Source organism: Neobacillus canaveralius (genome assembly GCF_047237705.1).
GTDB lineage: Bacteria > Bacillota > Bacilli > Bacillales > Cytobacillaceae > Neobacillus > Neobacillus niacini_K.
Genome location: NZ_JBDFLL010000001.1, coordinates 2,796,761 through 2,817,085 on the forward strand (window position 1 = coordinate 2,796,761; position 20,325 = coordinate 2,817,085).

A 20,325-nucleotide genomic window follows, 5' to 3' on the forward strand; every position below is an offset into this window, starting at 1 on the left:
TCAAATCCTGACCAATTAAAAAATCATAGACTGATAGAGAGATCAAGTTTGTCTATAATTTCGATTGGATTTTTGATCTTTTCGATATTGTGAAGGCGTAAGCTGGTACACGGTCCTGAAGGCTCTAATATATGATTTTTCATTCGGAAAACCATGATTTAAGGCAATCTGGATGATAGGATGATCGGTATTCATCAAATCAGGGAACGATTTTTCCAGGCGGATTGCAGTAATATAGTTCAGTAACGTCATCCCCGTGTGCTTCATGAAAAATCGGGATAGATACTCTGGTGAAAAATTAAATTGATTTGATAGAAGTTCCAGGGATAAATTTTGCTGGTAGTTTTCTTTGATAAAATTTGTGATTATGGTCAGCCGTTCAATATATTTCCATGATTTGATTCTGCTGCTGCTCTTTTTCTTTATTTTAAAATGCTTTAATAAAAGATAAATTAGCTTATAGGTTAAGCTTGTTACTTTTATGTAGGCTAAAGGGTTATTTTCAGAATCAAGATAGGCATTGTTGATAGAATTCAAATTCTCGCGCAGCTCAGCAAACTCTCTTTTTTTCGGACCGTTTTGTTGATCAATCGAAATACAGTCAAACCCCACCTCGTCAATATCAGGATAAACGGCTTTTATAAATTCATAGGGAATAAAGAGCGTGAGTGCCTTTCTGTTCTGTCCCCTGTTGACCGAAAAGGAGTGTATGGCATTAGAGTTGATCACAACAATATCCCCCTCTCTTGATTCATACTCCTTCCCATCAATATAGATATTGTCAATCTTTCCAGAAAGAACATAGGAGATTTCTACACTTTCATGCCAATGCCTAGGGATGAATGCCTGATTATCTGAAGTATGGGTGATCAATTTAATGGGCAAATCCTCACGGAGTTTGATTAACTCATAGCTGTATTCCATTACTGCTGCTCCTGTCTGTTGTCATTTCTATTTCATTGTTCTAAATTATACGAATAATATAAGAAAGGGTCTATGAGTCTTGGTAACTAGTATTAGGCTAATCCATTTGGAGTACACAACTTTAGTGGAGATGTTTTAGAAAGTGAGGTTTTTCAGGAGTGAGAGTTTAATCACCTTAGCTAGTAAACTAGGAGAAAAAGATAGAAAGAAATAGAAAGGAGAGCTATATAGAGTAATTAAAAGGGGGAGAAGGTAACCGCAAAGGATTCTCTCCACCCCGAAATATTATTCTTATAAAGTAGATTCCCTTTCCAAATAAGAGGACTTTATTTTCGTTTTAGATATCTTCAGATTTCCCGCTATAATCCCGCCTAATATTAAAATAACTCCAAGCCATTGCGACGTACTTACCTGTTCTGATAAGACTAGCGCTGATAAGATAACAGCAATAGGAAGTTCAGCGGATGTTAAAATGGTACCAAGTCCTGGTCCAATATGTGGCATGCCGATGGTAAATAGAATTGGCGGCAATACTACTCCTAATAAACCAAGATACAATCCGTATGGTGCAATTTCCATTAAGACTGGTAATTGTAGTAACTCTGTTGGCGGACTTAGAAGGAAAACAGTAATCATGCCCCCCGTGGTAAATAGAGCACTTTTTTGCACAACGGGTGTATCTTTCTCCACACTACTGCTAAGAAAGATAAAAGTGGTATAGGTTAGTGCAGAAAGCATACCCCAAATGGTGCCTTGCCATGTCATTCCCCCGCTGCCTTCAGCGATAATTCCTGAAGCAAATATGGAACCAATCACCAGAATGCCAATTGAAACCACTTTTCCCATGGTTGGTTTCTTCTTATAAAAAAACCATTCAAATAAGCTGCCAATCCAGACAAATTGAAATAAAAAGATAATCGCAAGCGAAGCGTTAAGTGATTGCAGTGATTGGTAATAAAATAGACTGGTTAAACCAAGTGGAATTCCCGATAAAAGTAATTTGCCTATTTTCCGCAGCGTTAGTTTTTTCTTTTTCGAAAAGAGAGCTGCGATCCAGATTATTAGTGTCCCCATTAAGAGTTGACTTCCGGTTACCGCTGAGGAGGAAAATCCAGCTGAATAAGCTAACTTTACAAAAGTCGATAATGCACCGTAACAGCATCCCCCGAGTAAAACAAGTAGAGCGTAATGCCAATTTTTCATTATTAAAATACCCCTTTCATTCTATAAAACATAAAAAGCCACACAGCTATAGTAGCTGTGTGGCGAAAATAGAGATGTCTCTAGAAAAGTCCACTAACAAATTTTTTTGGATTCAATATTACTTTGTTTATTCTAAAGCGATTCATCTTGGATGTCAATCAACAACTTTTCCGGATCACTTCAATGAAATAATCAGTATCATACATCCAGCTCCTTTGGGCTACGATGTTGTAGGCGGCTCACAGTTGATATATTTACGTAATTTGCGCTAATGTTGCCAGATTTGTTCCGTTATCGATCAATACATTTACTTTAATAGCAAAATCAATTAAACTTCTTTTGTAAATTGTTATGAAAAAAGGAGATATTTTACTATGCATAAAATGCAAGATATTTTAGAAGCTAGAGATTTCATCATGAGTAAAACTGTCGATCGTCCAACGATTGGGATGATTTTAGGATCAGGATTAGGAACGCTTGCAGATGAAATTGAGAACCCTGTCACTATTCCTTATAGCGAGATTCCTCACTATGCAAAATCTGAAGCAGTCGGCCATGCAAACGAATTAGTAATAGGGGAATTAATGGGAAAAACGGTAGTGGCGATGAAGGGACGTTTTCATTATTATGAAGGCTTTACGTTAGATGAAGTCACTTTTCCTGTACGTGTAATGAAGGCGCTGGGTGTAGAGAATCTACTCATCACGAATGCATGCGGGGCAATCAATACAAGTTTCAACCCAGGAGATTTAATGTTAATTACGGATCATATTAATTTAGTTGGTACAAATCCATTGATTGGGCCAAATAATAATGAATTAGGAACCCGTTTCCCTGATGTTTCTCAAGTATATAATCGTGAATTGCGATCTATTGCCGCTAATGTAGCAAAAGAACAAAACATTACCTTACAAGAGGGCGTTTATGCTTGGTGGAGCGGGCCAGCATATGAAACTCCTGCTGAAATCCGTATGATTCGAACATTAGGAGCGGATGCAGTTGGGATGTCAACTGTCCCAGAGGCGATAGTAGCGATTCACGGAGGAATGAAAGTACTCGGTATATCCTGTTTAACCAATATGGCATGTGGGATTTTAGATCAACCATTAAGTCATGATGAAGTCATTGAAGTGGCGGCTTTGGTAAGAGAGAAATTTATCAACCTTGTTAAGGAAACCATTACAAGAATGTAATCATTGATTTATCATGCTGACTTTTTATCATCATGATAAAAAGTCAGCTGAAGATGAATGGATACTGGCAAAAATCTTAGATTATCTTTACTAGATTTATGCAACGAGTTTTAGACCGATGGCTGCACCTAAAATTATTGCAATACAAGCGATCCTTCTCCAATCTTTTGATTCGCGATAAATCATGATTCCTAAAAGTGCTCCACCGGCTGAGCCAATACCTGTCCATATCGCATATGCGGTCCCCATAGGTAGAGTTTTCATTGCGTAGGCAAGGAAAAGAAAACTAGCTCCAAATCCGAGAATTAATAGTAATAACGATTGCCAATTACGACTGTTATTCAATTTATTTATGGTAACAACACCAAATGCTTCACATAATCCTGCTAAAATTAAAGATATCCAAGCCATTAGGACTCATCTCCTTCTTGATTATCGTCTTTTGTTAATAACTTCAAGCCAAGAACACCAACTAGTAGTAGTGCTATCAACATGATTTTTTCCACCTTGATGGGTTCACCGAAGAATATAATTTCAGATATGACCGTTCCTGCTGTCCCTAATCCTACAAAAACTGCATATACCGTACCGACGGGAAGTTTCCTGCTAGCGATGATGATTAAGTAGAAACTCACCATAATCGAGATCACAGTTCCTGTCCAAGTCCAAAAGCCACTTGCATGTTTTAGGCCGATCACCCAAAATACTTCGAAAAATGCTCCAACAAACACTTTCATCCAATTTGCATTCATTACCTATTACCTCCATTAATTTTAAAAAACAAGGTTCTGTTAAAGTAAGAAGTTGATTTTTCTCATAAACAAAAAAACCTGAAAGACCACTGTTAAACAGTATCTCCCAGGCTTTTATCCTTCCGTGACACAGCAAAGCTGTGAGTTTTCTCTCGGTCCAGACCAACACAAGTATTGCGGAACCCTAGAAAACATTTACGTATACAATTATCATTAATTATATACTTATTTAAACTTTATTCAAAGGTAAAAGATATAAAAATATTCCCGTAGGAATTTTGTTACGATTATTCAAGCACCCGGATTTTAGAAAAGTCTTATTAAAAAAAGGGTTTTTAACAGTTTCCTAAATTGACGTGTGCCAACCGCATAAAAAGTCTCGATCACGCATAGCGAATCCAAAACCATATTTGAAAATTAATGATTGAAAAAATGGTTGTCCATTTGTCTGCTTGCAAATGCTTTTAAAAAGTGTTATGCTTTAGAAGAATTATTTTTGTTCGGTGTAAAGGATAGTATCAGATTAACTTTTCGTCTTGATGATCACTGAGTGCAAGGATAGTAATACATTGTGTGTAAAGCACAGCTGGAGGAAACAAAATGGAACAAGGTAAAGTAAAATGGTTTAATGCAGAAAAAGGTTTCGGATTTATCGAGCGTGAAGGCGGAGAAGACGTATTCGTTCATTTCTCAGCTATCCAAGGCGAAGGTTTCAAATCTTTAGACGAAGGTCAAGCAGTTACTTTTGACGTTGAGCAAGGTCAACGTGGAGCTCAAGCAGCTAACGTGCGTAAAGCTTAATAATTAAGAACAAACTAAAGCAGGCTCTTTTAGAGTCTGTTTTTTTAATTTATCCTTTTAAAAACAAGGAGCCCCACTCACGAATGAGTAGGGCACATGTAAACAAGTAAATCAAATGGTAAATTGAGTTTATCACATAATCACGAATTTTCCTAATTATCTTCGGATAACAAAAATGGTGAAGGATTAACCAATAGATATATCTAAAATTTGATTAAAAAGGAAGGACCCTTCAAAAAGGACCTTCCTTTAATTTTTATCACAAATCGTTAAGTTTTGTTTGGTTTTGTTGAGTTTTGAGGGATCCCAAAGTTGGCAAGTAAAATTAAGAGAGCATTTACCTACAGTAGAATTTGTTGAAGTAGATGAGAAAAATCGAGTTATTTCAAAGATTAAACGAGTAGATGCAGTCTTTATCAATACATCAGTTTTTGCTCATTCTTTCCCAATTTGTGGAAGTTCCATTTTTATAATATTTGCTTGTTAAACTAACGCACCCCGTTAGTTTAAGTGAAATAATTCACAAACTTATAGACAATTAAAAAACTCCCTTTCAATATTTAAAGGGTGTTATCAGGCTGATGTACCACTCGGGTTGACTGTTATTATAGACCTCTTATTAAAACTTTAATTTAGAGATATTGAAAAACGTATTTTCTATTGCTTACTTTGCAAAAAAAACAGCTCACATACATAAGCAAGTGATTATGTATGTGAGCTTTATTATTTTTCTGATTTATTAAAAATCTGAGTGGGGTTGCTCTTGTTTGTTTGGAATAGCCAATGCCAAGCTATCGTTCAGGCCATATACGGGATTATCTATGATTTTCAACACAAGTTCTGCCACACTTTGTCTTGAAACATAATCTCCATAGAATTTTTGATATCTTGTTGTTACTGTATAATTAATTTCTTCGTTGTCGTTAAGCCAAGGAAGGCGAAGTATAGTGTAATCCAAGCCTGAATTAACAAGCAATTTTTCGGAGTTGACTATTTCCGTAAACACATAATCAATTGCATCTCTGTTCATTCGACCAAACTCGCCCTGCACTTCATCATATATTCCAATGGCATTGCTTGAAATTACTCTTTTGACATTGTTGTTAAGCATTGCTTGTATAACATTTACGGTTATACTGTTATCGTGGGTTATATCAACATTTGACACATATACCAAATCCTGCCCCTGCATAGCCTGATTTACAACATCAAAATCTTCAATATCACCTTCAATGATATTTACACGAGGTTGGTCAGATAAATGAACTAAGCGTTTACTGTTTCTTAAGACTAAAGTTAAATTAATATTGTCAAATTTTGGAGCTGACAATAAGCGTTGCTCTACAATTCTCGCAATTCGACCATTTGCAGCTAAGATTAACACATTCATTCTGACAACTCCTTTTCTCTCTTGGTTTATGAAATCCATTTTACTACTTTGTAATTTATAAAGCTTTTGTTACATACTTCAACCATAGCCCACCATCAACCATTCTTTAAAATGAAGAAATACTGCCCCAAAAATGTAAATGGGGCAGTTTAAAAAAGATTCTACTTTAAATTCTCGATAAAGAATGATTCTAATTTTTCAAATGGGATGAGGTCTGTTCTGTCGTACAAATCGATATGTCTTGCATCTTTGACAACAACCAATTCCTTTGGTTCAGCAGCCATCTTAAAAGCATCTTCAGTAAAATAACGTGAATGTGCATTTTCACCCATGACAAACAAAATCGGTCTTGGTGAAATGGATTCGAGATCAGTAAGTAAAGGGAAGTTAATAAAAGACATATTACTTGTAAGTGTGAATGCACCTATTGAATTGGGATGCTGTCCACGAGGTGTTAGATAAAATTCATAAATTTCACTTGTAATAGGGTCTAATCCTTCTGGGATTTCGTCAGGGAATGTTGGACCCAACTGAGGAGTCCCATTTTCAAAATCCTTCCAGCGTTGCTCGCCAAGGTGTTTAAGGAATTCCTTACGTTGTTCATTGGTCATACTATCTTGCCATCCGTTTCGTACATAGCGACTTATTTCGTACATGTTTGCGGTGGCGACCGCCTTGATGCGAGGATCAACCTTCGCAGCAGAAAGAACAAATCCGCCACTGCCACAGATGCCGATTGCACCAATTTTATTTCTATCGACATATGAACGAGTACCTACATAATCAACGGCTGCACTGAAATCTTCTACAAATGAATCAGGTGAAGAAACGTGACGAGGTTCTCCGCTGCTTTCTCCGTTGTATGCTGGGTCAAATGCAAGAGCTACAAATCCACGTTCCGCCAAATTTTGTGCATAAATACCAGAACCTTGTTCTTTTACCCCACCATAGGGTCCGCCGATAATAACGGCTGGATATTTCTTTGAATCGTCCAAATCCTTTGGCAAATAAAGATCTGCCGAAACTTTAATTCCGTATCTATTCTTATATGAAACTGATTCCCTTGTTACTTTCTCGCTTAACTTAAAAATATAATGTGACATTTTTAAAGCACCCTTTCTAATTTTGAGAGCACCAATTGATTAGTCAACTGGTGTCGTTTATAATTATTGTCGTTTATAATTATAGATAAACAATAAATCATTTCTTATAGACATAAATCGTTGATTTCATTGGATTTGTCGGCTATTCAACAAATTCATGCAAATATACCGGAATATTTAATTTGAATGAGAACATCATGCGGCTGAAGTTCTCTCCGTTTGATCTCGGTCAGTTTGAACGGACCTTCTTGATTGAATAAAGCACGCGCATTAGCAGTAATCATATCTCTATTTGTGACATTTTTTTAACAACCTCTCTTCTTCTATTTTTTGTAGTAAAGGAATCACATTTCATAGGATAATCCTTAGAGTTAACTCTAAGTCAAGCGGTCGGTTTATTTTTTTTTACTTTTTTTTGTCCTCTATAACATGTAGTTTACCTACTTAAACTGCTATCTTTATAATCATCACATCATCTGTCGCCCAGGTGTCTTTCAGTTTGCTCTTATAAGTCAATCCTGGCAATCCGCTCCTGCTGTGGTAAACTATATGTTAGAGTTAACTTTAAGTATTGAACTAAAGAATGGGGATACGTAATGAAGAAATATTCCATAAGCGAAGTTGCGAAACACTTTAATCTTACATCACACACTCTGCGTTACTACGATAAGGAAGGTTTGTTGCCTTTTGTCGAAAGAACACCTAGTGGAATACGATTATTTAAAGAGTCAGATATGGGTGCGATCGAAATCATTGAGTGCCTAAAATCATCCGGGATGCCGATCAAAAAAATTAAAAATTTCATAGAGTGGTGTTCCGAGGGAGACTCTACTCTGCAGCAAAGATATGAGATGTTCCTCGAGCGGAAGGCTGCTGTAGAAGCTCAGATGGAAGAACTTAAAAGAACATTGGAAGTCATTGATTATAAATGCTCATATTACAAATCTGCATTGGATGCTGGAACGGAAGATATCCATAAAAGAGACAAGGAATAGGTTTCAGTTACTTAATGGACGACTTTCAAACAATCAAGCAGATATAATGTTGTTATTAGATCTTATCAAATCGGCAATAGTACCAAGTTCTTGTCCACCGACACTTGTGAAGCCTGGACCAATTGTACATATCCAACTCGGCAAAGGTTTAATGCCATTATTGGTGTCAATGCATGAGTGGGGATTAGAACATTTAAAGCATTTGATTGATCTTTGCGGGGAAACCAAAGGGAGCAAAGTAAATAATAGGAGTTCCTCATCATTCGGGTCTCATTGACGAGCTTTAATCCCAGCCGAGTTTCGCCGCCAGTGAGGGTTGCCACGGATTCATATGATGCTATGTTTTGCACTGTAGCTCTGCCCGACAGAATTACATTAAATAAACTCATTTTCATTAAAAGATCAGTGCATAACTTTCATAATATCCACCTTAAAAACTTGCTCGGAGACATAACTTCCCTCCAATACAATGTAGTCTACCCAAAGACTGGAAGTATCCTTATTAAACTAACCTGCTTCGTTAGTTGAACAAGCAGTAACGTTTATATCGTGAATCTAGATAACCTAATTGTATCATATGTTTCCATATTTTGTATTAAATTCCCTTTAATCATCAAGTCATTCTTAGTAATAGGATTCCTTTGATGTTGAATGGATTCTAACACCTGAAACCAAACAAGGTAATTATTCAGATAGTTTTTGAATGGCTTTAAGAATATCAGTTGCTCTCACGTTCATCACCAACTTTTATATAGGTAACCCTGTTATAGAACGTAAGTTCCTGAATCAAATTATCAACAACAGACTTTAACAGAGCCTTATGAAAAAATCATGAAAGAATTGAGTCAAATAAAAACACCATTATATTATTTAAATGGACAAAGTAATATAGAAAAAACAACAGTAGAAATCTATAAGTGGCTTATAGAATAAAAAGAAACTCTGTTCATAATAGAAGAGATAAATGATTATTATACTTAATGTGGCGTAGATATAAGTTAACTACTTTAACAAGCGCAACGAGTGTACAACTAACAATAAAAGGTTAAATAGTTATGAGGAATTACCTAACGTTCTACGAAAGAGGGATATGATGAAACTATCAGGGAATACAGTACTGATTACGGGCGGTGCGGCAGGAATCGGGTTTGCGTTTGCAGAGAGATTCATAAAAGCAGGCAATAAAGTCATTGTCTGCGGCAGACGCGAAGTAAAGCTCCAGGAAGCAAAGGAAAAATATCCTGAACTGATTACACGCGTTTGTGATGTCACCAAAGAATCTGATCGGATTGCTTTGTTCGACTGGATAACGAGCGAGCACCCCGATGTTAACGTACTGATAAACAACGCAGGCATACAGCAGCGCTACCATGTTCTTAAAACGAACGCGAAGGAAGAGTGGAGCTATTACAGTCAAGAAATAGCTTCTAACATTGAGGCGCCATTTCATTTTGCCATGCTATTTGCGCCGTACTTTGCCAATAAAGATTATGGTGCTATCCTTAATGTATCATCCGGTTTAGCTTTTACCCCAATGGCGATTGCGCCGATTTATTCAGCAACGAAAGCGGCGGTTCATTCATTTACGATGAGCTTACGGCATCAGCTTGAAGATACGTCCATTGAGGTGATCGAAGTTGCGCCGCCGGCAGTTAATACCGATTTAGGCGGAATTGGCCTGCATACCTTTGGCGCCCCTGTAGATGAATTTGCCGATGCGGTATTTAAAGGCCTTGAAGCAGGAAAAATCGAAATCGGATACGGACGTGCTGAAAAAGCGATGAGGATGTCCAGAGATGAAATTGATGAGACAGTAAAGACGATGTACAACAATATGAAAAACACAATTCTATAACGACTAAAGGAGCTACCCAGGGGGTAGCTCTTTATTGATAAACCATTCTATTTTAATAACTGTATCCAAGTATGATGCCTAGAAAAGTGTCATGGGACTGCTTTTCTCACCCAAGCCGAGTCTAAATTTTGCATATGTACAAACTTCAACACCCTGTAGTGCATAAGCTATTAAGACTCATTTAAAGGCAGGTGAATTTTATGCATTTTGGTCAATCCTGGCCGCAATGGCACCAGCAACATCCGCATGGTACTTGGCAGCAGCAACAGCATCATCAACAACAGCAACATCATCATCAGCAACAGTTTCCGCACGGCTCTTGGCAGCAGTGGCATCAGCACCATCCACATGGTACTTGGCAACAGTGGCAGCACCAGCACCATCCACAGCACCATCCACATATGCCATTCATCCCTTGGCACCAATGGCATCAGCAGCATCCTCATGGTTCCTGGCAGCAATGGCATCAAATGTATCAAAGGAAATAATGAAAGATTAGAGGCTGAAAATTCACAACCTAATATTTGAGGATTATCATCATACAATTTTGGGGGCGGTGCTTCAATAACGAAGGATCGCTTTTTTCTTATGAAGTCACGAAGCTGGCAGATTGTTGAACAAAACGAACTATAATGACTAAAGGAGCTACCTGTGGGGGTAGCTCTTTATTAATGAACCAATCTAATTTAGGATGTGGAAATAAAATAATTAATAACTTTTGGTATACTAATAACCCACTGTTAAAGATTATCTGTACTAATTCTTGGGGTTCCTGTTTCATTTGCCGCTGCTGCCTTAGCATTATCATTATGTCGATTGTTGTTATAATTATCTAAGTTACTGTTTCTTTCAATGGGTTTGGAAGTTTTCTTATTGTCAGCCACATTATCACCTCCTACCAATAATATGTCCAACTTTTACCATAAAAATAAAAAAGGTGGAAGCAAATTAAATATCTGCTATAAGTGCAAAAAACAGACTCGACGTGAGTCTGTTTTTTACTTTAAATTAAATGTCTAATGAATCAATTTATTTAATGTTGAAGTTAATTTATTGAATTAAAATCTATAATTTCATAAATAATTTTAAGTTTTTGTTTGAAAACAAAAAGATATGGTGTATGATATGTTTAAATAAAAAGAAAGGAGAACATTATGGCGTATCCTTTACTTACAACATGTCCTGTCTGCAGGAAAGCGCTTAAAATCACTAAGCTACAGTGTAACCATTGCCAGACAACGGTAGAAAATGAATTTGAAGTATCAAGCTTGGCGGCCCTAGGTCAGGAACAGCTGCATTTTATTGAGATTTTTCTTAAATGCCGTGGAAATATCAAAGAGGTCGAGAAGGAGCTCGGGATTTCCTATCCGACAGTCAGAGGGAAATTAGATGAAATTATCTCTGCTCTGGGATATTCCTCTCAAAAGAAACCGGAAGTCGATAAGAAAAAAATTGTATCTTTATTGGAAAAAGGCGAAATTACGGCAGAGGAAGCTATTCAGTTATTAAAAGAGGGGGAAGTATAATGAAGGACGAAATTTCGAGAGTCTTAACGCTGGTAGAAGAAGGTAAGATTGATAAGGAAAAAGCAAGTGAATTAATTACAATCTTACAAGGTAAAAATCAACCAGAGCTAGTGACAATAAAGAAAGAAGCCCCGTATGGAAATAAAATGCTAAAGGTTCGTGTGACCTCCCAAGAAGGTGATAATGTAAATGTGAATTTACCGATTAATCTGGTAAAGGCTGTTTTAAAAGTAGGCACCAATATTGCTGAAAAAATACCTGAGGCTGAAAAATATGTAAAAGATATTAACGTTGACCTGCTCATCGAAGCAATTGAAAACGAATTGGACGGAGAGATTGTTAACATCACTTCGGCCAATGGGGATAAAGTTTTTGTGGTAATTGAGTAGATTATGTTAAAAGTTAAGTTGAAGGTAAAAGATAAACGATTCTCCATTCCCGTTCCCTATGGAGTGTTAAATTTGGTCAGTTTAATTATTACATCAAAAAAGATAAATCGCTTAATAAACAAAGCGATTGAAAAGGATGGCAGCAAATTCATCTTCCCTGAGATTGAAAGAAAAGATTTGAAGCCGTTGCTGCAGGGATTACAAAAACACAGTGGAGTTATCCTGGTTGAAACGAAATTGAAGGATGGAACTGAGGTAGAAGTAAAGCTTTAATGAAAACTTTAAACCCATTTTCCACTACAGGATGCTTTTATTTTTATAATGAATAAACCGAAAATATGAAAGAGTTTATTCATTTCTTGCATATTTCCGGTTTTTTTACATTTTAAAAACATCTGAAGGATATACTATTTATTCAATATATTTAGAGAGAACCCCAAACACTTTTCGCTATGTTTATAACGTGCTTGATCTTATTCCATTGATCTTCCTCTGTTAAAATATTTCCTTCTTCTGTACTTGCAAAGCCACATTGCGGACTTAAAGCTAAGTTTTCTAAAGGTATAGACTGGCTTGCTTCATTAATCCGTGCTTTAATGGTGTCAACATTTTCAAGTTCCGGCAATTTTGAGGTGATTAATCCCAGAACAACAGTCAAGTCAGGGCGGTTAAAGCTTTTTAATGGTTCAAAATCACCAGAACGTTGATCATCGTATTCTAAGAATAGGCCATCTACATTTAATTCAGCGAAAATAGCATCTGAAATATGGTCATATCCTCCGCTTGTAATATAAGTAGATTTAAAATTTCCGCGGCAAATGTGCATTGTAATTAACAAATCATCCGGCTTGTCTGCAATAACGTCATTAATACACGCGACTCTAGTTTTGATGACATCCTGTACGTTTTTGCCTTCTTTTTCTACCACAGCTGTAATACGTTCTTCCGAGACAAAATCAATCCAAGAGGTATCATCTAATTGTAAGTAACGACAGCCTGCATCATAGAATGCTTGAATTGCCTTTCTGTAAGCAGCAACAGTATCGTTATAAAACTCCTCTTTATTGCCGTTATAATACTCATCACCTTGAATTCTAGTAAAAAGCATATTTGGGCTAGGAATAGAGAACTTCGCCACTTGGCTGCCATCCCCATATTCTTCAACCGCTTCTTTTAAAAATTGAAAGTGTTGTATCATATAATGGTGATCGAAGTCGACCTTACCAACGACTTTAATGGCATTATTTCTTGTTTTGGCACCTTTGAAGGCACTAACATATTGGCTTTCAAAGAATTCTACACCTTGAAGCCCGGCTAAAAAGTCCAAGTGCCACCAAGAACGTCGAAACTCACCATCCGTAATGGACTTAAGACCTACCTCGATTTGTTTTTGTACTAGTTTCGCGATTTCTTTATCCTCTACATCCTTTAGGTCTGCTTTATCAATCTCCCCGTTTGCAAAAGCCTTTCTTGCTGCTTTAATCGGTTCTGTTCTAAGGAAACTCCCTACATGATCTGCTTTAAAAGGAGCTTTAACTAGTGTTTTTGTCATCTATTATTACCTTCTTTCAATATTATAAAAAAACCCTCTTCTTAAAAAAAAGAAGAGGGGGAAGTCCATAACCAATCTCTTCTTATCTTCAAGCATTCACTACTGGAATTGGCACAGTACTATTAATTAGTCTGCTGCCGAGGCTTCATAGGGCCAGTCCCTCAACCTCTCTTGATAAGAGTATTCTTGCTTATTTAATTACCTGTTAAGTTACACGTATTCAGATAATCTGTCAACCAATAAAACCTACGATACCGCTTACTTTCATAAAAGCGAACAATATTAAATTTTAAAAATTAAACGTTCGTGTTTTGGTGAAAACATTTGCTTGAAATCGATAAAAATATGAGATATTATAATCAAAAGACAAACAATAAGGGGTTGTAGTAGGTGTTTGATACACATGCGAAAAAGGTAATGTTACTTGGTTCAGGCGAACTTGGAAAAGAGACGATCATTGAGGCTCAGCGTCTTGGACTGGAGACGATTGCAGTTGACCGTTATGAAAATGCTCCTGCTATGCAGGTGGCACACCGTTCTTATGTGGTGGACATGCTTGACGGAGAAGAACTTCGTAGAGTAATAGAAAGAGAGAAACCAGATTTGGTGGTTCCCGAAATCGAGGCGATTGCAACAGAAACACTAGTGGAACTTGAAAACGAAGGTTTTCGTATCGTACCGACAGCTAAAGCCGTGAACCTCACCATGGATAGGGAAGGAATTCGCCGATTGGCTAGTGAAGAACTAGGGCTTCAAACAGCGAAGTACGCATTTGCAGACACCCTTTATGAACTAAGGAAAGCCGTAGAGAAAATCGGAACTCCCTGTGTCATTAAACCGATTATGAGTTCTTCTGGTAAAGGACAAACCATTTGCCGTTCGATTGAGGATGTAGAATGCTCTTGGAATGAGGCGATTTCTGGTGGAAGAGGTAACAAAGCCCGAATCATTGTGGAGGAATTTATCCATTTTGATTCTGAAATTACCCTATTAACCGTTCGCTCTGTTTCTGGTACAACGTTCTGTGCTCCCATTGGGCATGTGCAAAAAGATGGTGATTATATAGAATCCTGGCAGCCGCATGCTATGTCAGAGGAACAAATCTTAGAGGCGCAGGATATCGCAAAAAAAATCACGGATGCGCTTGGTGGATACGGAGTTTTTGGTGTGGAATTATTTCTTTCAGCTCAAGGTGTCTATTTTAGTGAAGTTTCACCACGACCACATGATACGGGGATGGTAACAATGGCTACGCAGGATCTATCTGAATTCGCCTTACATGTAAGAGCTATTTTAGGATATCCGATTCCAGATGTTCAGCTAGTAAAATCGGGTGCAAGTCATACGATTAAGGCTGCAAAAGAAAGTAAGATTTACCACATATCTGGAATAGCAGAAACCTTATCGATCCCTCATACACAAGTTCGGGTATTTGGTAAACCAGAAACAAAAGTGGGACGACGTATGGCAGTAGTGTTAAGCAACGGGGAATCTGTCGATGAGGCTAGAGAAAGAGCGGAATTGGGAGCTTCTAAAATGACAGTGACCTATGAATAATTAGTCGTGGAATTATCGACAACAAGACCACAATTTGGAAAGAGGGATGGATGAATGCATACAAAAAATCGTTGGTTAATCGCGCTATCGGCGGTTGGCATACATATTTCAATTGGTTCGGTTTACGCCTGGAGTGTCTTCACAAAACCACTTCAACAAGAAATGGGCTGGGGGTTAAAGCAAATTTCCTTCACGTTTAGCTTGGCAATTCTTTTCTTAGGACTTTCTGCAGCTTTTTTAGGGCATTTTGTGGAGAAGTTTGGTCCGCGAGCAGCTGGAACACTAAGCGCAGTGTTTTTTGGGACTGGAGTAGCTGGGGCAGGTTTTGCTATTCAAATAGAATCATTGCTATTACTCTATTTATTTTATGGGATGATCGCTGGAATTGGGTTAGGCGTTGGATATATTACACCGGTTTCTACGCTGGTAAAATGGTTTCCTGACAGAAGGGGTCTTGCAACAGGACTAGCGATTATGGGATTTGGATTTGCTTCCTTAATCAGCAGTCCTGTTATGAATCATTTAATCGTGAATTATGGGATTTCCAACACCTTTTATTTACTTGGAGCGGCATACTTCATTATCATATTTTGTTCTGCACAATATCTTGCTCCACCGAAAGAAGGTTGGGTACCTAAGGGTATGGCAGCGGCAGGACAAAAATCAGGCGGTATGAAATTAAAAGAAGATTTGCGTCAGTTAACGGCAAATGAGGCAGTCAAAACAAGACAGTTTTGGGCATTATGGTTGATGTTATTTATCAATGTTACCTGTGGAATTGCGATTCTTTCGGTGGCATCGCCGATGGCTCAAGAGCTAGTAGGAATGACCGCAACTGGGGCTGCAACAATGGTAGGAATAATGGGGTTATTTAACGGCGGAGGAAGGATTGTTTGGGCGACCATCTCTGATTACATCGGAAGACCAAATGTCTACACACTATTCTTTGCTTTTCAAATTGTTGCCTTTTTTATGCTTCCAAATATAACAGTAGCTATTCTATTTTCTATAATCGTTTATATGATTATGACCTGTTATGGAGGAGGTTTTTCATCCATACCGGCATATATCGGCGATTTGTTTGGAACTAAGCAGCTTGGGGCTATTCATGGATATATTTTGACAGCATGGGCAGCAGCTGGTCTAGCGGGACCGATCTTTGTATCATGGGTTAGAGAAACAACCGGAAGCTATCAGGGGACATTAGTTATTTTTTCAGGAATCTTTATTGTCGCTCTAACGGTTTCACTGCTTATCCGTCTTGATATTAAGAAAATAAGGGCTATGAGTGAAAATCAAATGATGAAAAATGCGGGGAATTTTTAGAAAACGAAATTAGTTCTAGTTATATTAATGTTCGAAAAGCTGCCAATTCGGCAGCTTTTTATGTTTTATCAAAATATTAATAAATCGACCTGTCTCAAAGACCAATGAAGGTAAGATCCTTGAATACAGGAGGTTTCTATCATCTGAAGTAGTTACACCTACTTCGGTTTTTTATATACAAAAATTAAACGTTGTTCAAAAATAAAACATCATTCAAAAAAATGCTTGCAAAGTTAAAAAGGTGCTGTTAAATTATACTTAACACCAAATATTCAGATAATTAAATAAGGTTTAAAAACCGAACCTTGTTTAAAAAGATAATGTAAGCGGTTCCTTTGGTTTCTAATTCTATCAAAGCGGTGATCCTATGAAACTTTCAGAAAAGAAAATCCTCCGAAAGAAGGAACAAATTCTTCTTTCAGCCATTGAAATAGTGAATAGAAGAGGCTACAGTGGTGCAACCATGGAGGAAATTGCAGCCGAACTTTTAATGACAAAAGGGTCCCTCTATTATTATTTCAAAAATAAAAGTGATTTAATGTACCAATGTCATAACTTTGTCCTTTCCCAGGCAACAGAGGATTTGCGAGAAATTCTGAATACAGGGGAAGGAAGTGCAACAGAAGTTCTTGTGGAAATGATCTCTACCCACATGTTGTACGCAATTGAAGAGAAAGAAGTTTTCAATCTCATTATGGAGCCAAAGCGCTTTTATAATGAGGAGCAGCTTGACCTCGTGTTAAAGCTGAGAAAGGAATACGAAAGTTTATTCGACCAAATTATCAAAAGAGGAATCGCAAGTGGTGACTTCTGTGTAGAGGAACCTTCCATCGAGAGAATGATTATACTTGGGGCCATGAACTGGGTGCAGCAATGGTATAATCCAAATGGTCGGTTATTGAAAGAAGAAGTGATTGAAAAATACACAAAATCTATTTTAAAAATTTTAAAATAAGAGGGAGGTTCACCGTGTGATTCAAGAAGTGGAATTATTCGGAAGACAGTCGATTAAAGTCTTTGCAAACCGACCAAAGAATATCAACGATATCCTCAACATGCAGCTCGCTGCCAACAAACAAAAGGAGGCGATTGTAACAGAGGAAAGAACACTCACTTATGAAGAGCTAGAAAGATACTCAAGCATAATAGCTGCCAACCTTCAACGAAAATACAACATTCAAAAAGGAGACCGGGTTGCCACCATTATTGGTAATCGCTACCACTTTCCGCTCCTAGTCTTTGCTTGCGTTAAACTTGGAGCGATTATGGTCCCAGTCAATGTTAAATTATCACCCGATGAAATGGCATATATCTTAAGTCATTCTGAAGTTAAAGTCATTGTCAGTGATAGCCAATATGCAACACAACTCAGCCAAATAAAAGAGATTAATGAAAATGCTCTCCCAGAGAAGACAAATATCTTTCTCATAGATGGGGAGGATTCATTTGTCCACTTAATGGATAGTAGAAATTCAACTCCTGACCTTACCCCACTAGAAGAGGTTGATCCTGCCTTTATTTTATATACATCCGGGACAACCGGCAGGCCAAAAGGGGCCGTATTATCGCACATTGGAGTCATTCACAGCTTAATGAATTACCAATCGGTATTTAACACTAATTCCACTATGAAAACCTTGATTGCAGTCCCGATGTTTCATGTTACTGGTTTAGTCGGTCAGCTCCTGCACATGGTCTATGTCGGCGGTACATCCTACAGCATGGAACGTTACCAAAATAAGAAATACATCGAACTCACCTTACAACACCGAATCAACTTCCTGTTCAACGTACCCACTATTTTCATCATGATGTCCACTGAAGAAGAATTCAAAAAACACACCTTTGATTTTGTCACGAAGGTTGCCTATGGCGGATCACCTATATACAAACAAACCTACCAAATACTCCAAAGTGCTTTTCCTAATGCTGAACTACATAATGCCTATGGCTCAACTGAAACATCATCTCCAGCTACGCTAATGCCAAGAGCTCATCCACCAGAAAAAGTCGCTTCCGTTGGCTTGGCGGTTCCAGTGGCGGATATCAAGATCATGAAAGGTGAGGGAGAAGAATGCAATGTTGGTGAAGTTGGCGAACTTTTCATTAAGGGGCCAATGGTCATTCAAGAGTATTGGCGAAATGAGGATGCTAATTTTAAGAGCTTCACTAATGGCTATTGGCAATCCGGTGACATTGGAACAATGGATGAGGAGGGATACTATTATATCCTCGATCGTAAAAAGGACATGATTAATCGTGGAGGAGAGAAAATTTTTTCCATTGAAGTTGAGGATGTCCTGAAGAAGCTTGAATCGATTCGCGAAGCAGCAGTTATCGGTGAACCTGATCCGATTTACGGGGAACGTGTGAAAGCATTCGTCGTTAGCGACCAACTGAAAGAAGTAGATATTCCTGCCATTCAAGGCCATTGTCAAACCTATCTTGCAAAATTCAAGGTTCCGGAGTTATTCGAATTCCTAGATGAACTGCCACGAAATGCTGCTGGAAAAATTCTGAAAAACAGTTTGAAAGAAAGAAGGGAACACGATGTTAAAAGAGCTGTCGAGTCAAGCTAAGCAACTACGAACACAACTTATTGAATTTATGGAGGAACATATTTATCGGAACGAGATGGTTTTTGAAGAAGAATTGAACCGTCAAGAAAATCGGTGGGAAATTCCCCCTATGATTGAAGAATTGAAGGAGAAAGCGAAAGCGCAAGGACTATGGAATTTATTCCTTCCGGATGAAGAATACGGCAGTGGACTTTCAAACTATGAGTATGCGCATCTATGCGAAATAATGGGACGTTCCCTGCTGGCACCGGAAATCTTTAACTGCAATGCCCCTGACACAGGAAATATGGAAGTTCTCATTAAGTACGGGACCGAAGAGCAAAAGAAGCAGTGGCTTGAGCCACTATTAGAAGGAGAAATTCGTTCGGTTTTCTCGATGACTGAACCGGATGTGGCATCTTCGGACGCGACCAATATCCAAAGCAGTATTGTGCGCGACGGCGATGAGTACGTAATAAACGCAAGAAAGTGGTGGTCAACAGGGGCACTAGATCCACGCTGCAAAGTAGCTATTGTAATGGGGAAAACAGACCCGAATGCCCAGAAGCACAAACAGCAGTCCATGATCCTTGTACCATTTGATACGCCTGGAGTAGAAGTGAAAAGACATTTGCCGGTGTTTGGCTATGACCATGCACCAAACGGGCACGCTGAAGTCCACTACAACAATGTGCGCGTTCCAGTATCCAATATTTTATTAGGTGAAGGCAGAGGTTTTGAAATTGCTCAAGGACGCTTAGGACCAGGAAGAATTCATCATTGCATGCGTGCGATTGGAGCTGCTGAACGTGCTCTTGATTTAATGATCAAGCGTGCTAATAGTCGTGAGGCTTTTAGTTCGAAACTAATTGATAAAGAGACGATAAGGGAACAAATTGCCGAAAGCCGTATTGATATCGAGCAGGCAAGATTACTTACCCTGCATGCAGCAAACAAGATCGATCAAGAAGGGGCAAAGGCAGCAAGAAAAGAAATTGCCATGATAAAAGTCGCTGTGCCACGAGTGTCCATTCGGGTCATTGATCGCGCCATCGAGGTATTTGGTGGAGCTGGTGTCTCCGATGATTACCCACTGGCTGCTCATTATGCCAATGCAAGGACGCTTAGAATTGTTGATGGACCAGACAAAGTCCATTTAAGAGATATTGCCAGATTGGAAATTAAAGAACAGCTATAGGAG

Annotated in this window: 22 protein-coding genes, 2 pseudogenes and 2 riboswitches; of the genes and pseudogenes, 12 read left to right on the forward strand and 12 right to left on the reverse strand. The window is 38.1% G+C overall.

Annotated elements, in window-relative coordinates:
• Nucleotides 1-42: 42 nt before the first annotated feature.
• A complete protein-coding gene (locus tag ABC255_RS14080) occupies nucleotides 43-924 on the reverse strand; it encodes an AraC family transcriptional regulator (RefSeq protein WP_412994364.1) in 882 nt (293 codons plus the stop codon).
• Nucleotides 925-1,215: 291 nt separating this feature from the next.
• On the reverse strand, nucleotides 1,216-2,127 hold the full coding sequence (locus ABC255_RS14085) for an EamA family transporter (protein ID WP_412994366.1): 912 nt from the start codon (nucleotides 2,125-2,127) through the stop codon (nucleotides 1,216-1,218).
• Between the two features lie 374 nt (nucleotides 2,128-2,501).
• On the opposite strand from ABC255_RS14085, the gene ABC255_RS14090 reads away from it, so the two are divergent.
• The gene (locus tag ABC255_RS14090; RefSeq protein ID WP_412994367.1) at nucleotides 2,502-3,320 is read left to right on the forward strand and encodes a purine-nucleoside phosphorylase; all 819 of its coding nucleotides are present in this window, start codon (nucleotides 2,502-2,504) and stop codon (nucleotides 3,318-3,320) included.
• Nucleotides 3,321-3,416: 96 nt separating this feature from the next.
• On the opposite strand, the gene ABC255_RS14095 is transcribed toward ABC255_RS14090, so the two are convergent.
• Together ABC255_RS14095 and ABC255_RS14100 are read right to left on the reverse strand one after the other, a co-directional pair.
• Nucleotides 3,417-3,731: a DMT family transporter gene (locus ABC255_RS14095; protein ID WP_412994368.1), complete on the reverse strand. Its 315-nt coding sequence runs from the start codon at nucleotides 3,729-3,731 to the stop codon at nucleotides 3,417-3,419.
• Nucleotides 3,731-4,072: a DMT family transporter gene (locus ABC255_RS14100; protein WP_412994369.1), complete on the reverse strand. Its 342-nt coding sequence runs from the start codon at nucleotides 4,070-4,072 to the stop codon at nucleotides 3,731-3,733. Before ABC255_RS14100 ends, ABC255_RS14095 begins: the two co-directional genes overlap by 1 nt.
• 101 nt (nucleotides 4,073-4,173) lie before the next feature.
• A riboswitch (guanidine-I (ykkC/yxkD leader) is annotated at nucleotides 4,174-4,271 on the reverse strand.
• Between the two features lie 401 nt (nucleotides 4,272-4,672).
• Between ABC255_RS14100 and ABC255_RS14105 the strand changes: the two genes are divergently transcribed.
• On the forward strand, nucleotides 4,673-4,873 hold the full coding sequence (locus tag ABC255_RS14105; RefSeq protein ID WP_027322891.1) for a cold-shock protein: 201 nt from the start codon (nucleotides 4,673-4,675) through the stop codon (nucleotides 4,871-4,873).
• A gap of 739 nt (nucleotides 4,874-5,612) precedes the next feature.
• Here the strand turns inward: ABC255_RS14105 and ABC255_RS14110 are convergent.
• The 3 genes and pseudogenes from ABC255_RS14110 to ABC255_RS14120 form a co-directional block, all read right to left on the reverse strand.
• The gene (locus ABC255_RS14110; RefSeq protein WP_412994372.1) at nucleotides 5,613-6,263 is read right to left on the reverse strand and encodes an NAD(P)H-binding protein; all 651 of its coding nucleotides are present in this window, start codon (nucleotides 6,261-6,263) and stop codon (nucleotides 5,613-5,615) included.
• 161 nt (nucleotides 6,264-6,424) lie between these two features.
• Nucleotides 6,425-7,366: an alpha/beta hydrolase gene (locus ABC255_RS14115; protein WP_412994374.1), complete on the reverse strand. Its 942-nt coding sequence runs from the start codon at nucleotides 7,364-7,366 to the stop codon at nucleotides 6,425-6,427.
• A gap of 164 nt (nucleotides 7,367-7,530) precedes the next feature.
• Nucleotides 7,531-7,650: pseudogene (locus tag ABC255_RS14120) on the reverse strand (alcohol dehydrogenase); the annotation flags it as partial.
• 312 nt (nucleotides 7,651-7,962) lie between these two features.
• Here ABC255_RS14120 and ABC255_RS14125 point away from each other — a divergent pair.
• Nucleotides 7,963-8,361, forward strand: coding sequence for a MerR family transcriptional regulator (locus ABC255_RS14125; protein ID WP_412994376.1), 399 nt, complete (start codon nucleotides 7,963-7,965; stop codon nucleotides 8,359-8,361).
• A gap of 65 nt (nucleotides 8,362-8,426) precedes the next feature.
• Here ABC255_RS14125 and ABC255_RS14130 read toward each other — a convergent pair whose 3' ends face one another.
• On the reverse strand, nucleotides 8,427-8,756 hold the full coding sequence (locus ABC255_RS14130) for a hypothetical protein (RefSeq protein ID WP_412994378.1): 330 nt from the start codon (nucleotides 8,754-8,756) through the stop codon (nucleotides 8,427-8,429).
• Between the two features lie 147 nt (nucleotides 8,757-8,903).
• Nucleotides 8,904-9,056 (reverse strand): annotated as a pseudogene (locus tag ABC255_RS14135) (IS1595 family transposase); the annotation flags it as partial.
• 398 nt (nucleotides 9,057-9,454) lie between these two features.
• Between ABC255_RS14135 and ABC255_RS14140 the strand changes: the two are divergent.
• Entirely contained in the window at nucleotides 9,455-10,216 is a 762-nt protein-coding gene (locus tag ABC255_RS14140) for an SDR family oxidoreductase (RefSeq protein WP_412994380.1), read from the forward strand.
• A 198-nt stretch (nucleotides 10,217-10,414) separates the two neighbouring features.
• On the opposite strand, the gene ABC255_RS14145 is transcribed toward ABC255_RS14140, so the two are convergent.
• Nucleotides 10,415-10,624: a hypothetical protein gene (locus ABC255_RS14145; RefSeq protein WP_412994382.1), complete on the reverse strand. Its 210-nt coding sequence runs from the start codon at nucleotides 10,622-10,624 to the stop codon at nucleotides 10,415-10,417.
• 332 nt (nucleotides 10,625-10,956) lie between these two features.
• A complete protein-coding gene (locus ABC255_RS14150) occupies nucleotides 10,957-11,100 on the reverse strand; it encodes a hypothetical protein (protein WP_412994383.1) in 144 nt (47 codons plus the stop codon).
• 270 nt (nucleotides 11,101-11,370) lie between these two features.
• Here ABC255_RS14150 and ABC255_RS14155 point away from each other — a divergent pair, with 270 nt between their 5' ends.
• Genes ABC255_RS14155 through ABC255_RS14165 form a run of 3 tightly spaced genes read left to right on the forward strand, consistent with a single transcriptional unit; the run spans nucleotide 11,371 to nucleotide 12,404 of the window.
• On the forward strand, nucleotides 11,371-11,742 hold the full coding sequence (locus ABC255_RS14155; protein ID WP_412994385.1) for a DUF2089 domain-containing protein: 372 nt from the start codon (nucleotides 11,371-11,373) through the stop codon (nucleotides 11,740-11,742).
• Complete coding sequence (locus ABC255_RS14160; protein WP_412994387.1) at nucleotides 11,742-12,131, forward strand: SHOCT-like domain-containing protein; 390 nt, start codon at nucleotides 11,742-11,744, stop codon at nucleotides 12,129-12,131. The genes ABC255_RS14155 and ABC255_RS14160 overlap by 1 nt, the downstream gene beginning before the upstream one ends.
• Nucleotides 12,132-12,134: 3 nt before the next feature.
• Nucleotides 12,135-12,404, forward strand: coding sequence for a hypothetical protein (locus ABC255_RS14165; RefSeq protein WP_335537142.1), 270 nt, complete (start codon nucleotides 12,135-12,137; stop codon nucleotides 12,402-12,404).
• Nucleotides 12,405-12,555: 151 nt separating this feature from the next.
• Here the strand turns inward: ABC255_RS14165 and ABC255_RS14170 are convergent, their stop codons facing one another.
• Nucleotides 12,556-13,683, reverse strand: coding sequence for a 5-methyltetrahydropteroyltriglutamate--homocysteine S-methyltransferase (locus ABC255_RS14170; protein ID WP_412994389.1), 1,128 nt, complete (start codon nucleotides 13,681-13,683; stop codon nucleotides 12,556-12,558).
• Between the two features lie 79 nt (nucleotides 13,684-13,762).
• A riboswitch (SAM riboswitch) is annotated at nucleotides 13,763-13,864 on the reverse strand.
• A 236-nt stretch (nucleotides 13,865-14,100) separates the two neighbouring features.
• On the opposite strand from ABC255_RS14170, the gene purT reads away from it, so the two are divergent.
• The 5 genes from purT to ABC255_RS14195 all read left to right on the forward strand — a co-directional run bounded on the left by purT (nucleotide 14,101) and on the right by ABC255_RS14195 (nucleotide 20,322).
• A complete protein-coding gene (purT, locus tag ABC255_RS14175; protein ID WP_412998560.1) occupies nucleotides 14,101-15,240 on the forward strand; it encodes a formate-dependent phosphoribosylglycinamide formyltransferase in 1,140 nt (379 codons plus the stop codon).
• A 54-nt stretch (nucleotides 15,241-15,294) separates the two neighbouring features.
• On the forward strand, nucleotides 15,295-16,566 hold the full coding sequence (locus ABC255_RS14180) for an L-lactate MFS transporter (RefSeq protein ID WP_412994391.1): 1,272 nt from the start codon (nucleotides 15,295-15,297) through the stop codon (nucleotides 16,564-16,566).
• Nucleotides 16,567-16,933: 367 nt separating this feature from the next.
• Nucleotides 16,934-17,521, forward strand: a complete 588-nt coding sequence (locus ABC255_RS14185; RefSeq protein WP_412994393.1) for a TetR-type transcription factor C-terminal domain-containing protein — start codon at nucleotides 16,934-16,936, stop codon at nucleotides 17,519-17,521.
• A 16-nt stretch (nucleotides 17,522-17,537) separates the two neighbouring features.
• Complete coding sequence (locus ABC255_RS14190) at nucleotides 17,538-19,145, forward strand: class I adenylate-forming enzyme family protein (RefSeq protein ID WP_412994395.1); 1,608 nt, start codon at nucleotides 17,538-17,540, stop codon at nucleotides 19,143-19,145.
• A complete protein-coding gene (locus ABC255_RS14195) occupies nucleotides 19,117-20,322 on the forward strand; it encodes an acyl-CoA dehydrogenase family protein (protein ID WP_412994397.1) in 1,206 nt (401 codons plus the stop codon). Before ABC255_RS14190 ends, ABC255_RS14195 begins: the two co-directional genes overlap by 29 nt.
• Nucleotides 20,323-20,325: the final 3 nt, after the last annotated feature.

Excerpts from the sequence above, each read along its gene's own strand:
- ABC255_RS14080 (WP_412994364.1), bottom strand. The coding sequence starts at position 924 with ATGGAATACAGCTATGAGTTAATCAAACTCCGTGAGGATTTGCCCATT.
- ABC255_RS14145 (WP_412994382.1), bottom strand. The coding sequence starts at position 10,624 with ATGGCATATGTGGATGGTGCTGTGGATGGTGCTGGTGCTGCCACTGTT.
- ABC255_RS14170 (WP_412994389.1), bottom strand. The coding sequence starts at position 13,683 with ATGACAAAAACACTAGTTAAAGCTCCTTTTAAAGCAGATCATGTAGGG.
- ABC255_RS14115 (WP_412994374.1), bottom strand. The coding sequence starts at position 7,366 with ATGTCACATTATATTTTTAAGTTAAGCGAGAAAGTAACAAGGGAATCA.
- ABC255_RS14180 (WP_412994391.1), top strand. The coding sequence starts at position 15,295 with ATGCATACAAAAAATCGTTGGTTAATCGCGCTATCGGCGGTTGGCATA.
- ABC255_RS14130 (WP_412994378.1), bottom strand. The coding sequence starts at position 8,756 with ATGAAAATGAGTTTATTTAATGTAATTCTGTCGGGCAGAGCTACAGTG.
- ABC255_RS14185 (WP_412994393.1), top strand. The coding sequence starts at position 16,934 with ATGAAACTTTCAGAAAAGAAAATCCTCCGAAAGAAGGAACAAATTCTT.
- ABC255_RS14160 (WP_412994387.1), top strand. The coding sequence starts at position 11,742 with ATGAAGGACGAAATTTCGAGAGTCTTAACGCTGGTAGAAGAAGGTAAG.
- ABC255_RS14105 (WP_027322891.1), top strand. The coding sequence starts at position 4,673 with ATGGAACAAGGTAAAGTAAAATGGTTTAATGCAGAAAAAGGTTTCGGA.
- ABC255_RS14090 (WP_412994367.1), top strand. The coding sequence starts at position 2,502 with ATGCATAAAATGCAAGATATTTTAGAAGCTAGAGATTTCATCATGAGT.
- ABC255_RS14140 (WP_412994380.1), top strand. The coding sequence starts at position 9,455 with ATGAAACTATCAGGGAATACAGTACTGATTACGGGCGGTGCGGCAGGA.
- ABC255_RS14110 (WP_412994372.1), bottom strand. The coding sequence starts at position 6,263 with ATGAATGTGTTAATCTTAGCTGCAAATGGTCGAATTGCGAGAATTGTA.
- purT (WP_412998560.1), top strand. The coding sequence starts at position 14,101 with ATGTTACTTGGTTCAGGCGAACTTGGAAAAGAGACGATCATTGAGGCT.
- ABC255_RS14155 (WP_412994385.1), top strand. The coding sequence starts at position 11,371 with ATGGCGTATCCTTTACTTACAACATGTCCTGTCTGCAGGAAAGCGCTT.
- ABC255_RS14085 (WP_412994366.1), bottom strand. The coding sequence starts at position 2,127 with ATGAAAAATTGGCATTACGCTCTACTTGTTTTACTCGGGGGATGCTGT.
- ABC255_RS14195 (WP_412994397.1), top strand. The coding sequence starts at position 19,117 with ATGTTAAAAGAGCTGTCGAGTCAAGCTAAGCAACTACGAACACAACTT.
- ABC255_RS14100 (WP_412994369.1), bottom strand. The coding sequence starts at position 4,072 with ATGAATGCAAATTGGATGAAAGTGTTTGTTGGAGCATTTTTCGAAGTA.
- ABC255_RS14125 (WP_412994376.1), top strand. The coding sequence starts at position 7,963 with ATGAAGAAATATTCCATAAGCGAAGTTGCGAAACACTTTAATCTTACA.
- ABC255_RS14095 (WP_412994368.1), bottom strand. The coding sequence starts at position 3,731 with ATGGCTTGGATATCTTTAATTTTAGCAGGATTATGTGAAGCATTTGGT.
- ABC255_RS14165 (WP_335537142.1), top strand. The coding sequence starts at position 12,135 with ATGTTAAAAGTTAAGTTGAAGGTAAAAGATAAACGATTCTCCATTCCC.